13 protein-coding genes and 1 pseudogene are annotated in these 13,844 nt (G+C 75.9%); 3 read left to right on the plus strand and 11 right to left on the minus strand.

All coding sequences use genetic code 11. The annotated features are described in order from the left end of the window. The 4 genes and pseudogenes from IEY96_RS19255 to IEY96_RS19270 form a co-directional block, all read right to left on the minus strand. A pseudogene (locus IEY96_RS19255) lies at positions 1–906 on the minus strand (hypothetical protein); the annotation flags it as partial. Continuing rightward, positions 906–2,396, minus strand: coding sequence for a replication-associated recombination protein A (locus IEY96_RS19260; RefSeq protein ID WP_189196208.1), 1,491 nt, complete (start codon positions 2,394–2,396; stop codon positions 906–908). The gene IEY96_RS19260 and the pseudogene IEY96_RS19255, both read right to left, overlap by 1 nt. Before the next feature lie 74 nt (positions 2,397–2,470). Further along, positions 2,471–2,683, minus strand: a complete 213-nt coding sequence (locus IEY96_RS19265; protein ID WP_091309808.1) for a hypothetical protein — start codon at positions 2,681–2,683, stop codon at positions 2,471–2,473. A gap of 108 nt (positions 2,684–2,791) precedes the next feature. Next, complete coding sequence (locus IEY96_RS19270) at positions 2,792–3,391, minus strand: GNAT family N-acetyltransferase (RefSeq protein ID WP_189196209.1); 600 nt, start codon at positions 3,389–3,391, stop codon at positions 2,792–2,794. Positions 3,392–3,417: 26 nt separating this feature from the next. On the opposite strand from IEY96_RS19270, the gene IEY96_RS19275 reads away from it, so the two are divergent. Beyond that, positions 3,418–4,158 carry a GNAT family N-acetyltransferase gene (locus IEY96_RS19275; RefSeq protein WP_189196210.1) on the plus strand — a complete coding sequence of 247 codons (741 nt, stop codon included), beginning with the start codon at positions 3,418–3,420 and terminating at the stop codon, positions 4,156–4,158. 123 nt (positions 4,159–4,281) lie between these two features. Here the strand turns inward: IEY96_RS19275 and IEY96_RS19280 are convergent, their stop codons facing one another. From IEY96_RS19280 to aspS, 4 genes are all read right to left on the minus strand, one after another. After that, on the minus strand, positions 4,282–5,658 hold the full coding sequence (locus IEY96_RS19280) for an MFS transporter (RefSeq protein WP_189196211.1): 1,377 nt from the start codon (positions 5,656–5,658) through the stop codon (positions 4,282–4,284). Continuing rightward, positions 5,655–6,248 carry a winged helix-turn-helix domain-containing protein gene (locus tag IEY96_RS19285; RefSeq protein WP_189196212.1) on the minus strand — a complete coding sequence of 198 codons (594 nt, stop codon included), beginning with the start codon at positions 6,246–6,248 and terminating at the stop codon, positions 5,655–5,657. The genes IEY96_RS19280 and IEY96_RS19285 overlap by 4 nt, the downstream gene beginning before the upstream one ends. Before the next feature lie 67 nt (positions 6,249–6,315). Continuing rightward, a complete protein-coding gene (locus tag IEY96_RS19290; protein ID WP_189196213.1) occupies positions 6,316–7,125 on the minus strand; it encodes an SDR family oxidoreductase in 810 nt (269 codons plus the stop codon). A gap of 62 nt (positions 7,126–7,187) precedes the next feature. Further along, the gene (gene aspS / locus IEY96_RS19295) at positions 7,188–8,993 is read right to left on the minus strand and encodes an aspartate--tRNA ligase (protein ID WP_189196214.1); all 1,806 of its coding nucleotides are present in this window, start codon (positions 8,991–8,993) and stop codon (positions 7,188–7,190) included. Positions 8,994–9,139: 146 nt separating this feature from the next. On the opposite strand from aspS, the gene IEY96_RS19300 reads away from it, so the two are divergent. Then, complete coding sequence (locus tag IEY96_RS19300) at positions 9,140–9,853, plus strand: DUF998 domain-containing protein (protein WP_229791720.1); 714 nt, start codon at positions 9,140–9,142, stop codon at positions 9,851–9,853. Here IEY96_RS19300 and IEY96_RS19305 read toward each other — a convergent pair. From IEY96_RS19305 to IEY96_RS19315, 3 genes are all read right to left on the minus strand, one after another. Continuing rightward, entirely contained in the window at positions 9,822–11,426 is a 1,605-nt protein-coding gene (locus IEY96_RS19305) for an MFS transporter (protein WP_229791721.1), read from the minus strand. The genes IEY96_RS19300 and IEY96_RS19305 overlap by 32 nt on opposite strands. A 97-nt stretch (positions 11,427–11,523) precedes the next feature. Next, positions 11,524–12,582, minus strand: a complete 1,059-nt coding sequence (locus IEY96_RS19310) for a S1 family peptidase (RefSeq protein ID WP_189196215.1) — start codon at positions 12,580–12,582, stop codon at positions 11,524–11,526. A 209-nt stretch (positions 12,583–12,791) separates the two neighbouring features. Continuing rightward, positions 12,792–13,265, minus strand: coding sequence for a winged helix-turn-helix transcriptional regulator (locus IEY96_RS19315; RefSeq protein WP_189196216.1), 474 nt, complete (start codon positions 13,263–13,265; stop codon positions 12,792–12,794). Positions 13,266–13,321: 56 nt separating this feature from the next. Between IEY96_RS19315 and IEY96_RS19320 the strand changes: the two genes are divergently transcribed. Continuing rightward, positions 13,322–13,831, plus strand: coding sequence for a PaaI family thioesterase (locus IEY96_RS19320; protein WP_189196217.1), 510 nt, complete (start codon positions 13,322–13,324; stop codon positions 13,829–13,831). Positions 13,832–13,844 lie beyond the last annotated feature (13 nt).

Here is a 13,844-nt window from a genome sequence, read left to right on the forward strand (position 1 = left end):
GCCGGACACCGGGCGGACGCCCGGGTCGGCGTCGTCGGGAAGGGCACGCCGGCCGCCACCGGAGACGGGGCGGACCGCCGGGTCCACGCCACCGGGCCGCGCGCCGGCGGCCGGGCCGGCGGGCGCCTCGGCGCCGTGCCGGCCGCGCGGGGTGGGCGGGGTGGGCGGGACCGCGGCCCGGGCACCGTCCGGGCCCGGGGGCTGCGGCCAGCCGGGGCCGGGATTCGGGACGCCGTGACCGTGTTCGGGTGCGCCGCCCGGACCGGTGCGGCCGGGAACCGGGCCGGCGGGAGGCGCGACGCGCGGGCCGGGCGGCCCGCTCATCCGGCCGGGAGCCGGCGGGACCGGCGGCTGCTGGCCGGTCGGCGCGTCCGGGTTCCGGCGGGGCGGGCGGGACGGCTCGCCTGGGCCGCGCGGGGGCTCGGCGGGGCGCCGGGACGGTTCGGGTGTGCCGGGCCAGGGTCCGTCCACGGGGCGGCGCGGGGCCGCCGGATCGGGGCCGCCGGGGCGGACCGGTGGCGCGGCGGGACCGGCCGGGCCGGAGGCCGGGACACGGCGGGCGGGCGGGGTTTCCGGCCCGGGCCGGGTGGCTCCGGGCGGCGGCGCCGCGCCCGGGCGGGCAGCCCGGGGCGGTTCGGGCGCGGGCGGGCCGGGCCGGGGTCCGGGAGCGGCGGGCGGCATCCCGCCCCGCGCGGGCGGTACGGTGCCGGGCGCCTCCCCGTCCGGGCCCAGGTCGCTGCGCTGCTGCTTGGCCGTGCGCAGGTCGTCGATCCAGCCGAACTCCTCGCCGGCGGTCGCCTCCTCCGGCTCGGCGTCGACCTTGCCCCGCCCCCACCGGCGGCCCTTGGCACGCGGGTCGCGCCGCTCGTCGGGGCCGTCCGCCGGCCGCTCCGGACCACGCGCCATCACTGCTGACCCTCCCCGACGGCGTCGCTGCCGCCCTCGCTCGCCCCGTCGACCCGCTCGGCGCCCGCCGGTCGGGCGCCGTTCACCGCGGCCTCCGCCCGCGCCGGCGGCGCGGGCAGCCCGCGCACGATCCGGCGCAGCAGCGGCAGCCGGGTGGCCACCGCCCGCTCCGCGCCGTGCCCGCTGGGTTGGTAGTAGTCGGTCCCGACGAGGTCGTCCGGAGCGTACTGCTGGGTGACCACCCCGCGGTGGTCGTCGTGCGGGTAGCGGTAGCCGGCCCCGTGCCCGAGGCCCCGGGCACCGGCGTAGTGGGAGTCGCGCAGCCCGCGCGGCACCGCCCCGCCGCGACCGGCGCGCACGTCGGCGATGGCCGCGCCGATGGCCGTGGTGGCCGAGTTGGACTTCGGTGCGGTGGCCAGGTGGATGACGGCCTGGGCCAGGTTGAGCTGGGCCTCGGGCAGGCCGACGTATTCGACGGCGTGCGCGGCGGCGGTGGCGACGGTCAGCGCGCTGGGGTCGGCCATGCCGACGTCCTCGCTGGCGAAGATCACCATGCGTCGGGCGATGAACCGGGCGTCCTCGCCGGCCACCAGCATCCGGGCCAGCCAGTGCAGCGCGGCGTCCACGTCCGAGCCGCGCATGCTCTTGATGAACGCGCTGGTCACGTCGTAGTGGGCGTCACCGTCGCGGTCGTAGCGGACGGCCGCCACGTCGACCGCCTGCTCGGCGACGGCGAGGTCGATCCGGTCCGCGCCGCGCGCGGTCGCGGTGGCCGCCGCCGCCTCCAGCGCGGTGAGCGCCTTGCGGACGTCGCCCCCGGCGAGGCGGACGAGGTGGTCCTCGGCGTCGGTCGCCAGGGTGAGCGCGCCGCCCAGCCCGCGCTCGTCGGCGACCGCGCGGCGCAGCAGGCCGCGGACGGCGTCGTCGTCGAGGGGCTGGAGGGTGAGCAGCACGCAGCGGGACAGCAGCGGTGAGATGACCGAGAAGTACGGGTTCTCGGTGGTCGCCGCGAGCAGGGTGACCGTGCGGTCCTCGACGGCGGCGAGCAGCGAGTCCTGCTGGGTCTTGCTGAACCGGTGCACCTCGTCGATGAAGAGCACGGTCGGCGGGCCGCCGGCCCGGCGCTGCCGGCGGGCGGTCTCGATCACGGCGCGGACGTCCTTCACCCCGGCGGTCAGCGCGGACATGGCGACGAAGCGGCGGTCGGTGGCCCGGGCCACGAGGTGGGCGATGGTGGTCTTGCCGCTGCCGGGCGGCCCCCAGAGGATCACCGACATCGGGGCCGCGGCCTCGACGAGTTGGCGCAGCGGGGCGCCCGGGGCGAGCAGGTGGTCCTGACCGACCAGCTCGTCGATGCTGGCCGGGCGCATCCGGACGGGCAGCGGCGAATCCGCCGCGGCGGCGGTGAACCCGTCGACGCCGCCGGAACCCGCGTGGGCGCTGGGCGCTCCGGCGGGTTCGCCGAGGGTGAAGAGGGCGTCGGATTCCATCACGAGAACAGTACCGGGCCGGGCCGACGACGCTGGAATCGCGCCGCCGGCCCGGCCCGGATGGTCGTTTCCGGTCAGCCACGACCCGGGCGGCGACCCCGGTACCACCGGCCGCCGCCACCGCCCCGCGGGCCGGAGCCGACCCCGGCGAGGTAGAGGGAGAGCAGCAGGAAGCCGATCAGCATGAGGGTGTGGGTGTTGAACAGGTCGGGCGCGCCGAAGTTCGTGTTCAGGAAGTCGATCAACAGGGCGAAGCCGAACACGATGGCCGCGAGAATGGCGAGCATGGTCGTTCCTCCGGTGGGGGGTCCCAGTAGGTCGGCCACGGATGTACCCAATCGGTCTGTTCATCAATCTCCACCGTGGAACGGCGGCTCCCCCGGCGGCGGGCGGCGTCAGCGGTCGGTGGCGAGGATCGCGTACCGCACCGAGTCCCACCAGGAGCCCCGGACGAGCAGGTGGTCCCGGCTGATCCCCTCGTACCGCATGCCGACCTTCTCCAGCACCCGCCGCGAGGCGGCGTGGTCCGGCCGGGTGGTCGCCTCCACCCGGTGCAGCCCCACCGCACCGAACGCCAGGTCGAGCAGCAGGCCGGCGATCTCGGTGCCGAGGCCCCGGCCCCAGTGGTCGGGGTGCACCACGTAGCCGATCTCGCCGCGCCGGTGCGGCACGCTCTCCACGGTCAGGGTGCCCAGGCCGAGCAGCGCCGGCGCCCGGTCGGCGCGCGACGCCGGATGCGCCGGGCCGGCACCGTCGTGGGCCACGGCGGCCAGCCGGTACGCCGGCCGCGGCTCGCCGCCCGCCTCCTCCCGCCACCCGGACAGGGCGGCGCGGATCTCGTCCCGGGAGGGCGCCCGCTCGTCGAGCACCCGGTCGAGCACCCGCGGCTCGGTGAGCAGCGCGTGCATCGCGGGCAGGTCTTCGTCCGCCCATTCCCGCAGCACGCAGCGCCGGCCGGCCAGGCGCACCGGCCGTACGGAGTGGATGGGGGTCACCGATTCTCCTCTCGTAGGCTGGCCGCATGATCACTGCCGAGGAGGTCCTGTCGGGGCGGGACACCCTGCTCGCCGCCACCGGCCACCACCCGTACGCCCGGCACGTCCTCTGGCGGGACCGGGAGGCGCGGGGCTGGCGGCGGGACGGCGCGGTCGGCTGGCTCCTCCCGCCGGGGCAGGGGCCGGCCGGGGGCGCGCTGGGGGCGGCCGGGCCGGCGCTGGACGTCTTCGCGGGCCTGGTGGCGGACGGGACGCTGCACGCCGGCCACTGGCTGCACCTGCCCCGGACCGCCGCCGGGGAGGTCGCCGACCGGCTCACCGTGGCCCGGCTCGACGAGTGGGACTTCCTGTGGACCACGACCGCCCCGCCGCAGCAGCCGGCGGAGGAGCGGGTCGTCCGCCTCGGCGAGGCCGACCACCCCGCGCTGGCCGCGCTGATTGAGGAGGCCTTTCCCAGCACGACCTCCCGCCCGGGCGACCCGCGGATCGTCGACTGGTACGGCATCCGGGACGGCGAGCGACTGGTGGCCTGCGGCGCCGATCGCAGCCGGGGCGACATCGGCTTCCTGGCCGGGCTGACCGTGGCGCCCGACCGCCGGGGCCGGGGGCTCGGCGCGGCGCTCACGGCCGGGATGACCCGCGCCCTGTTCGCCCGGTACGACCAGGTGGCGCTCGGTGTCTACACGGCCAACGTCGGCGCGATCCGGCTGTACCGCCGGTTGGGCTACACCGGCACCGAGCCGCGTACCTCGGTCCACCTGGGCTGATCCACCCACCGCGACCACCTTCCCGCTGCGGCTTCCCCGTTCGCTCACCCGCCGGCCCCGACCCCGCCACCTCGCCGGCCCGACAGGGCCGGGCCGCGGCGGCGGGGTCCGGGCACGGCGCGGTCAGCCCGGCCGGGCGGGAGTGGTGGCGGCGACCGTCACCGGGTCCACCGGGCCGGCCGGGTCGAGCGCCGGGCCGGGGTGGCCCGGGCCGGTGGCCGACTCACCGGGCCGATGCTCGCCCGCGTCGGGCCCCGCGTCCGCCGTCCGGCGCCCGGCCCGCCAGGCGGGCAGGTAGAGCGGGGCGGCCACGGCGAGCATCACGGCGCCGACCAGCATGGCGACGGTGATGCTGGTGGCGTCGGCCAGGGCGGTCAGCACGACCGCGCCGAGCGCGCCGGCGGGCTGGCCCATCATCGAGTTCAGCGAGAGCACGCTGGTGCGGTACGGCCCGTCGACCTGCCGGTGCAGCAGTCCCATGTGGAGCGGGTTCGACGCGCCGTGCACGGTGTAGCAGGCCAGGTAGGCGATCAGCACGCCGACCGGGCCGGCGAGCAGGCCCATCCCGACCACGGTGACGCCCTGAAGGACCCGCATGAGCGCGGCGGCGGGCGCGGCGCCGAGCCGGCGCAGCATCAGCGGGGTCAGGGCGGCGCCGGCCGCGTTGGCCAGCCAGGCCGCCGAGCTGGCCGGGCCGAGCAGCGCGGCGGCCCGGTCGGCGCCGCCGACCACCTCGGCGAGGCGCACCGGCAGCAGCGACTCGAAGGTGACCATGCCGAAGCCCCAGAACAGCTCGACGGCGACCAGGGCGAGCAGCACCCGGTTGCGGCGCAGCAGGCCGACGGCCTGGCCGACCATCCGGGGGGCCTCGGCCACCGAGGCCCGCACCGCGGCGGCGCCCTGGGCCGGCCGGTGCTCGACCAGCAGCACGGTGAGCGCGACCAGCGCGGCCACCTGGAGGGCGATGGCCACCAGGACGGGCAGGGCCAGCGCGCTGACCGGCCCGACCGGCCCGAGCGCGACCAGGCCGCCGCCGAGCAGCGCCCCCGCGCCGATGGCGACGCCGATGACGGTGCCGGCCCAGCCCAGGCCTCGCTCGTATTCGGCCTCCGGGTCGGCGGCCAGGGTCGCGTCGACGTACCAGGACTCCAGCGGGCCGCTGTCGAGCGCCCGGTAGATCCCCTGCAACGCCCAGACCAGGAAGAACATCCAGAACGAGTCGGCGACCACGAAGAGCACCAGCGAGACCAGGCAGACCGCCCAGGCGACGACCAGCACCGGCTTGCGACCGAGCGCGTCGGCGAGGCCACCGGTGGGCAGCTCCAGCGCCAGCACGACCAGGCCCTGCGCGGTGGCCACCAGGCCGATCTGGGACAGCGACAGGCCGCGTTCCTGCATGAGCAGGACCATCACCGGGGTGAGCAGGCCGGTGGGCAGCCAGCGCAGGCCGTAGAGGGTGAGGTAGCGGAACCGGACCTGGCGTACGGAGAGCGCGGTCACCGGAACTCCTTCGGCATGGGGTAGGCGGCGAGGTAGATCTGCACCGGCGCGGCGCCGGGTTCGTCCGGGTCGGCCTCGTTCCGGTGGCGCTCGAGCAGCTCCCAGACCTCGGCCTCGATCGCCTGCAGCCGGGCGGCCGGGATGGTCATGAAGATGTCGCTCATGCCGAAGGCGTCCCGCCACTCCGGCGCCCACTCGTGCTGGCTGGCGAACCACTGCTCGGCATGGTGGGCCAGGAGGCGCACCTGATCGCCCTGGATCCAGTCGATCGCCGCGCGGGCGTCGGGGTCGTCGTCGAAGTCGGTGGGATCCCAGTTGGTGACGTCGTGCGCGGCCTGCCACCACCGCTGCCGGCCGGTGCCTCGCTCCGGGTCCTCCACGACCAGCCCCACCTCGGCGAGCTGGCGCAGGTGGTAACTGGTGGCCCCGGTGTTGGTGCCGAGCATCTCGGCCAGCGCGGTAGCGGTCGACGGTCCCTTCACCCGCAGGGCGCCGACCAGGCGCATCCGCAGCGGGTGGGCCAGCACCCGCACCTGTCGATGGTCGAGCCGCACCTCGCGCGGCTCGGGACGCGACCTCTCGTTCTTCATGCCATGCACAATATCTGTGCACAGTTCCTATGCACAACAGTTGTGCACAAGAATTGTGCATCAAGGGTCAGGCCAGCACCTCGGTGATCCCGCGCAGCCGGGTACGCAGCAGGCCGGCGGCCCGCGAGGAGTCCAGGCGCACCTCGGCGGGGCGGTGCAGGCCGGCTTCGGCGATGGTGGCCGTCTTGAGGCCGGCCGGGTCGAGGCCGTCGTGCCGGGCCACCAGCAGACCCATCTCAGCGCGGCTGACCGCCTCCGGCCCGGCCACGTTCAGCGGGCCCGCCAGGTCGGTGGGCACCAGTTCGAGCACCGCCGCGGCGAGGTCGGTCACGTGCACCGGGCAGCGCGCCTCGTCGGTGAAGAGGACGGCCCGGCCGGCCAGGGCGTCGCGGCAGAGCTGGATCTGCTTGCTCCCCTCCCCCACGATCAGCGAGGTCCGCACCAGCACCGCCCCCGGGTCGACGGCCCGCACCGCCGTCTCGGCGGCCGCCTTCGCCGCCCCGTACGGGTGCAGCGGCGTGGGCACGTCGTCGTCCAGGTAGGGCGTCGGCCGGCCGGCGTGCAGCGCGTCGCTGGACAGGTGCACCAGGCGCGCCCCCACCTCGGCGGCGGCGCACGCGATGTGGGCCGCCCCGTCCGCGGTGACCCGCCAGTCGTCGTACCGGTAGGGGGTGGCCACGACGGCGTCGGGGCGTACCTCGGTCAGCAGCGCGCGCACGGCGGCCCGGTCGGTGACGTCGAGCCGGCGCGGCGCGACGCCCGGCGCCGCGACGGCCGCCGAGTGGTACGTGCCGGTCACCTCGTGCCCGGCGGCGACCGCCTGCCGGCACACCTCACCGCCCAGGAAGCCGCTGGCCCCCACCACGAGCAGGTTCATCCCGTCCTCCAGACGTCGAAAGGCCCGCGCCATCATGACGCGGGCCCTTCGTCGAGTCGGGATCAGGTCGGGTCGGCCACCGGGGCGGCCGGGCCGGCGGTGCCGGCGTGCGGGCCGGTCGGCGCCTTCGGCTTGGCGTCGATGCCGGCCTCGGTGCGCTGCTGCGCGGTGATCGGCGTCGGCGCGCCGGTCAGCGGGTCGAAGCCGCCGCGGGTCTTCGGGAAGGCGATGACCTCCCGGATCGAGTCCGCGCCGGCCAGCAGCATGCAGACCCGGTCCCAGCCGAAGGCGATGCCACCGTGCGGCGGGGCGCCGTACTTGAACGCCTCCAGCAGGAAGCCGAACTTGTCCTGCGCCTCCTCGGCGGTGATGCCGAGCAGGTCGAACACCCGCTGCTGCACGTCGCCGCGGTGGATACGGATCGAGCCGCCGCCGATCTCGTTGCCGTTGCAGACGATGTCGTACGCGTAGGCCAGCGCCCGGTCCGGCGCCTCCTCGAACCGGTCCACCCACTCGGAGTTCGGCGAGGTGAACGGGTGGTGCACGGCGGTCCAGCCGCCCTCGTCGGTCTTCTCGAACATCGGCGCGTCGACCACCCAGCAGAACGCCCAGGCGCTCTCGTCGACCAGCTTGGCCCGCTTGGCGATCTCGATACGGGCGGCGCCGAGCAGCTCCTGCGCCTCCCGGGCGTCGGTGCCGGCGGCGAAGAAGACGGCGTCGCCCGGCTTCGCGCCGACCGCGTCGGCCAGCCCGGCCAGGTGCGCCTCGGAGAGGTTCTTGGCCACCGGGCCGCGCGCCTCGCCGGTCTCCGCGTCGAGCACCACGTACGCCAGGCCCCGCGCGCCGCGCGCCTTGGCCCAGTCCTGCCACCCGTCCAGCTCCTTGCGGGTCTGGCTCGCGCCGCCCGGCATGACGACCGCGCCGACGTAGCCGCCCGCGTCGATCGCGCCGGCGAAGACCCGGAACTCGGTGCCGCGCAGGTAGTCGGTCAGCTCGGTCAGCTCGACGCCGTAGCGCAGGTCCGGCTTGTCGGAACCGTAGCGGGACATGGCGTCGTGCCAGGTGATCCGCGGGATCGGCCGGGGGATCTCGTAGCCGGCCAGGTCGGACCAGAGCGCCGCGACGATGGCCTCACCCAGGTCGATCACGTCGTCCTCGGTGACGAAGGACATCTCGATGTCGAGCTGGGTGAACTCCGGCTGCCGGTCGGCGCGGAAGTCCTCGTCGCGGTAGCAGCGGGCGATCTGGTAGTAGCGCTCCATGCCCCCGACCATGAGCAGCTGCTTGAACAGCTGCGGCGACTGCGGCAGCGCGTACCAGCTGCCCGGCTGGAGGCGCACCGGGACCAGGAAGTCGCGGGCGCCCTCCGGGGTGGAGCGGGTCAGCGTCGGGGTCTCGATCTCCAGGAAGTCCCGCTCGTGCAGCACCGCGCGGGCGAGCTGGTTGGCCCGCGAGCGCAGCCGCATGGCCTTCGCCGGGCCGCCGCGGCGCAGGTCGAGGTAGCGGTACTTGAGCCGGATGTCGTCGCCGGCCTCGATCTGGTCGTCGACCGGCAGCGGCAGCGGCGCGGCCTCGGAGAGCACCTCCAGCGCGGTGGCGGTCACCTCGACCTCGCCGGTCGGCAGGTCCGGGTTCTCGTTGCCCTCGGGGCGGCGGGTGACCTCACCGGTCACCTTGACGCAGAACTCGTTGCGCAGCGCGTGCGCGTCCTCCTCGCGGAAGACCACCTGGACGACGCCGGAGGCGTCGCGCAGGTCGACGAAGATGACACCGCCGTGGTCGCGCCGGCGGGCGACCCACCCGGCGAGCGTCACCGTCGAGCCGGCGTCCGCGGCGCGCAGGCTTCCGGCATTGTGGGTACGGATCACGGCTTGCGTCTCCTCATCTGGTCCACGTCTGCTCCCCGCATTCTGTCAGGGCGGGCGGGCCGGCTCCCGGGCACCCGCCGAGCCGGCCGGCCCGGGACGGAGCGAACCCCCGGGCCCCGACCGGGCCGGACGGTTACCGTGGCCGGGTGCGTGCCGTACCGAGCTGGGCCGTGGCCACGGCCGCGGCGGCGCCCGTCCTGCTCGTGACGGGCTGGACGGTGGCGGGCGCCCGGCAGCCGCCCGGCTACGACCCGGTGCGCGACACCATCAGCGAGCTGGCCGGGGAGGGCGCGACCGACTCGTGGCTGATGGCGGGCTGCCTGGCGCTGCTCGGCTGCGGCTACCTGGGCACCGCGCTGGTCCTGCACGCGGCCGGGCTGCCCAGCCGGTTCCTGCTCGCGGTCGGCGGGATGGCCACCATCGCGCTCATCGCCTTCCCCCGGCCGCAGGTCGGCGGCTCCCCGGCGCACGGGGCGGTGGCCACGGTCGCGGTGCTCGCCCTGTCGCTCTGGCCGGCCGGGTCCGCGCTGCGGCTGCCCCGGGCCGTCGGGCGTGGCGTGGCCGCGTCGCCCGCCGGCACGCCGCCGTGGGCGTTCCGCCGGCCGGTGGCGCTGGCCGTGACCGCGGTGCTGCTGGTCCTCTTCGGCTGGTTCGTCGTCGAGGTGACCGGCGGGTCGCGGACCGGGCTGGCCGAGCGGGTCGCCGCGCTGGCCGTCGCGCTCTGGCCGCTGGCCGCGGTCCTCTCCGCCCGCCGGGCGCACCGCCGCTGGTCGGCGCGGCCTCCGGCCCCGCCGGTGGCGGAGCCGCCCCGGCCGGGCGGGCCGACGGTCAGTCCGGGTCGGCCGGGAGCAGGTGGTTGACCCGTACGTCGTCCTCGGCGAGCGCCCGGGCCCGCTCCTCGACCGCCCGGTCCGCCCCGGTGAGCCGGCCGCCGTGCTGGCGCAGGTGCTCCTCCCAGGAGGGCACCTGGTAGACCTCGACGAAGCCGTGCGTCCGTTCCCCCGTCCGGAACAGCCCCCAGCGCATCGCCCCGGTCCGCCGCCGGGACCGGCCGACCGCCCGCATCGCCTCGACGAACTCGGCCTGCCGCTCGGGGTGGACGGTGTAGGAGACGGTGACCAGCACCGGGCCGCCGCGCGGGTGCGGCTCCAGCGCCAGGTGCGGCTCGGGCCAGTAGACCGCCGGGTCGCGGTCCACGCCCCGGGTCTCGCGCAGCGGCCAGAGCAGCACGCTCAGCGCACCGACCGCCATCACCACGGCGGCCACGGTGAGCGCCCCGACCAGGCCGGTGACCTCACCGAGCGCGCCCCAGGCGACCGCGCCGAGCGCCTGCCCGCCGGCGAAGACCATCTGGTAGACCGACAGGCCGCGGGCGCGTACCCAGCCGGGGAGGAAGAGCTGCATGGCGGCGTTGACGCTGGACAGCACGGTCATCCAGGCCAGCCCGGCGGGCACCAGCGCGGCCACCGCCACGGCCGGCGCCGGCACCAGCGCGAGCACCAGCAGCACCCCGGCGAAGAGGAGGCCGGCGAGGAGCAGCAGCCGGTTGGTGGAGAGCACCCGGCGGAGCCGGGGCAGGACCAGGGCGCCGGCCACCGCGCCGACGCCGAGCGCGCCGAGCAGCACGCCGTACCCGCCGGCGCCCAGGCCGAGCCGGCGGCTGGCGACCAGCGGCAGCAGCGCCCACAGCGCGCTGCCCGGCACCACGAACACGGCCGCCCGCAGCAGGATCCGGCGGACCACCGGGGAGTGCCGCACGTACCGGCCGCCGGCGCGCAGCGCCGCGGTGAACCGTTCCGGCTCCGGCTCGGTCTCCGGCCGCTCGGGCCGCCAGCGCAGCAGCGCCAGCGCGAAGATCGCGAACGAGACGGCGTTGACCGCGAAGACCACGGCGACACCGGCCCGCGCCACCAGCACGCCGGCCACCGCCGGCCCCACCGATCGGGCCAGGTTGACGCTGATCGAGCCGAGCGCCGCGGCGGAGACGAGCTGCGCCCGGGGCACGAGTTCGGGGATCACCGCCTGCCAGGCCGGCAGGGTGAGCGCCTGACCGACGCCGAGACCGAAGGTGAGGGTGAGCAGCAGGGCCGGCGGCATGTGGTCGGCCGCGGTCAGCGCCGTGAGCAGGACGCCGACCGCGGCCAGGAAGCACTGCACGGCGATCAGCAGCCGCCGCCGGTCGAAGGTGTCGGCGAGGGCACCGGCCGGCAGGGCCAGCAGCAGCACCGGCAGCATGCTGGCGGTCTGCACCAGCGAGACCAGGGTCGGCGCGTTCGGCCGGTCCACCAGCAGCCACTGGGCGCCGACGGTCTGCATCCAGGTGCCGACGTTGCTGGCCAGCACCGCCAGCCACAGGCCGCGGAACACGGCGATCCGCAGCGGCGCCCAGGCGGACGCCGGCTGCGCGGTCGGGGTGGTCACGGGGGCGCTCACCGGGCGGAACGTACCCCGACCGGCGGCGGTCAGTCCGGGGATCCACGAACGCGGAACGGGCCGCCGGTTCCCCGGCGGCCCGTGCGCGTGTGGTCGATCAGTAGACGCTGACGCCGTAGACGCTGAGCGCCTCGGTCACCGGCTGGAAGTAGGTGGTGCCGCCGGAGGAGCAGTTGCCGCTGCCGCCGGAGGTGAGGCCCAGCGCGGTGCTGCCGGCGAAGAGCGAGCCGCCGCTGTCACCGGGCTCGGCGCAGACGGTGGTGCGGATCAGGCCGGAGACGCTGCCCTCGGCGTAGTTCACGGTGGCGTTCAGGGCGGTCACCGAGCCGCTGCGCACGCCGGTGGTGCTGCCGGAGCGCCGGACGGTCTGGCCCACGTACGCGTTGCCCGCGGCGGTGATGTCCTGGTAGCTGCCGTTGTAGAGGTAGACGTTGCCGGGCTGGGTGGTGGTCTGGTTGCTGTACCGCACGATGCCGTAGTCGTTGCCGGGGAAGCTGGTGCCGGCCCGGCTCCCGAGGAGGGTCGTCTGGGAGGAGTTGCTGTACCAGCTCGACGAGATGTTGGTGCAGTGCCCGGCGGTGAGGAAGTACTTCACGCCGGAGCTGCTGCGCACGTTGAAGCCGAGCGAGCAGCGCCCGCCGCCGCCGGCGTAGATGGCGTTGCCGCCGGAGATCCGGGTGCTGAGCACGCCGGACTCGGCCGCGATCCGGACCGCGCCACCGGTGCGGGCGGCGGCGGCCTTGACACGATCCAGCTTGGCGCCGGTGACGGTGCTGTCCACGGAGACGACGACCTGGTTGGTGGCCGGGTCGGTCCACCAGGCGGTGCCGGGGATCTTGGCGGAACGCTCCAGCTCGTTGGTGGCGGCCGCGAGCTTGTCGGCGCCCCGGGTGACGAGCTTCGGGGTGGCGCCGGCGGCGCGGACCTGGCGGGCGGCCGCGGCGTCGGTCACCGCGACGACCATGGTGCCGCTGCTGTCGGCGTACGCGCCGGCGGCGCGGTCACCGAGCTTCGTGGCGAGGGCGGCGGCGGCGTCGGGCGACGCGGGCGAGGCGGGGGCCGCCTGGGCGGGTGCGCCGAGCAGCGAGCCGGTGACCAGGGTGCCGGCCATGGCGACGACGGCGGCGCGGCGGAGCATTGACCTCGTGGGTCGCATGTAACAACCTCCGGGTGGGGGTGACGGGCACTGTCACGCGGACGCGCCCGAGGACAGCCCGGCCGACCTGGGGAAACCGGCCGGACGACCAAAGTATTCACATATTTAAGATCGTAAGCAAGACGTGGCTTTGCCCGAATTCGCAGGGCCGCACGATGTAACCGCGAAGCAACATCGCGGACATCGGCTGTCAGAGCCGGCCGGGGCGCTCAGGAGCGGCGGCGGGCGCCCGGGCCCGGGCGCGGCACCACGTCGCGCGGGTCGGTCACCTCGTGCCCCTCGGCGCAGCGCAGCGCCACCCGGACCTCGGCGCCGCAGTCGCGGTGGGCGACGGTCAGCGGCGAGCCGTCCGGGTCGGCCAGGTAGCGGTCGCCCCAGCCGAGCACCGCCACCAGCACCGGCCAGAGGTCGAGCCCCTTGTCGGTGAGCCGGTACTCGTGCCGCAGCCGGCTGCCCGGCTCCCGGTACGGCTCCCGGCGCAGCACCCCCTGCTCGACCAGCATGGCCAGCCGGTTGGTGAGCACCTGCCGGGGGATGCCGGTACGCACGCGCATGTCGTCGAAGCGGCGCACGCCGTTGAAGACCTCGCGGAGCACGACCAGGGTCCACCGCTCACCGAGGACCTCCATGGCGCGGGCGATGGTGCAGTTCTCCACCGACCAGTCCAGTGCCGCGGGTCTCATGCCGACCAGGCTAGGTCTGATTGACAGACTCAGCAACGCGCTGCGAGGCTGAGTCCATGACACAGACGCAGGAGCGCACCCGTACCTTCACCTGGTCGGACCCGGTCGCCGGGGCCGCGCACATCGGCCGTCGCAGCGGCCTGGAGCTGCTCCGCGCGATGATCGCCGGGGAACTGGCCGCGCCGCCCGTCATGCACCTCATCGACATGGCCCGGATGGAGGCGGACGAGGGCCGCGTCGCGGTCGAGCTGGTGCCGCAGGAGTTCCACTACAACCCGCTGGGCACCGTCCACGGCGGGGTCCTCTCCACGCTGCTGGACACCGCCGCCGCCTGCGCCGTGCACACCACCCTGCCGGCAGGCGTCGGCTACACCTCGCTGGACCTGAACGTGAAGTTCCTCCGCCCGGTCACGGTCGCCAGCGGCACCCTGCGCTGCGAGGGCACGGTGCTCCAGAGTGGCCGCCGGACCGCCCTGGCCGAGGCGCGGCTGACCGACGCGAAGGGCCGACTGATCGCCCACGCCACGTCGAGCTGCCTGCTGTTCCCCCTGGACCAACCCGCCTGACCCACCCCGCCCA

The sequence above is a fragment of the Micromonospora fulviviridis genome (genome assembly GCF_014648395.1).
GTDB classification, from domain to species: domain Bacteria; phylum Actinomycetota; class Actinomycetes; order Mycobacteriales; family Micromonosporaceae; genus Micromonospora; species Micromonospora fulviviridis.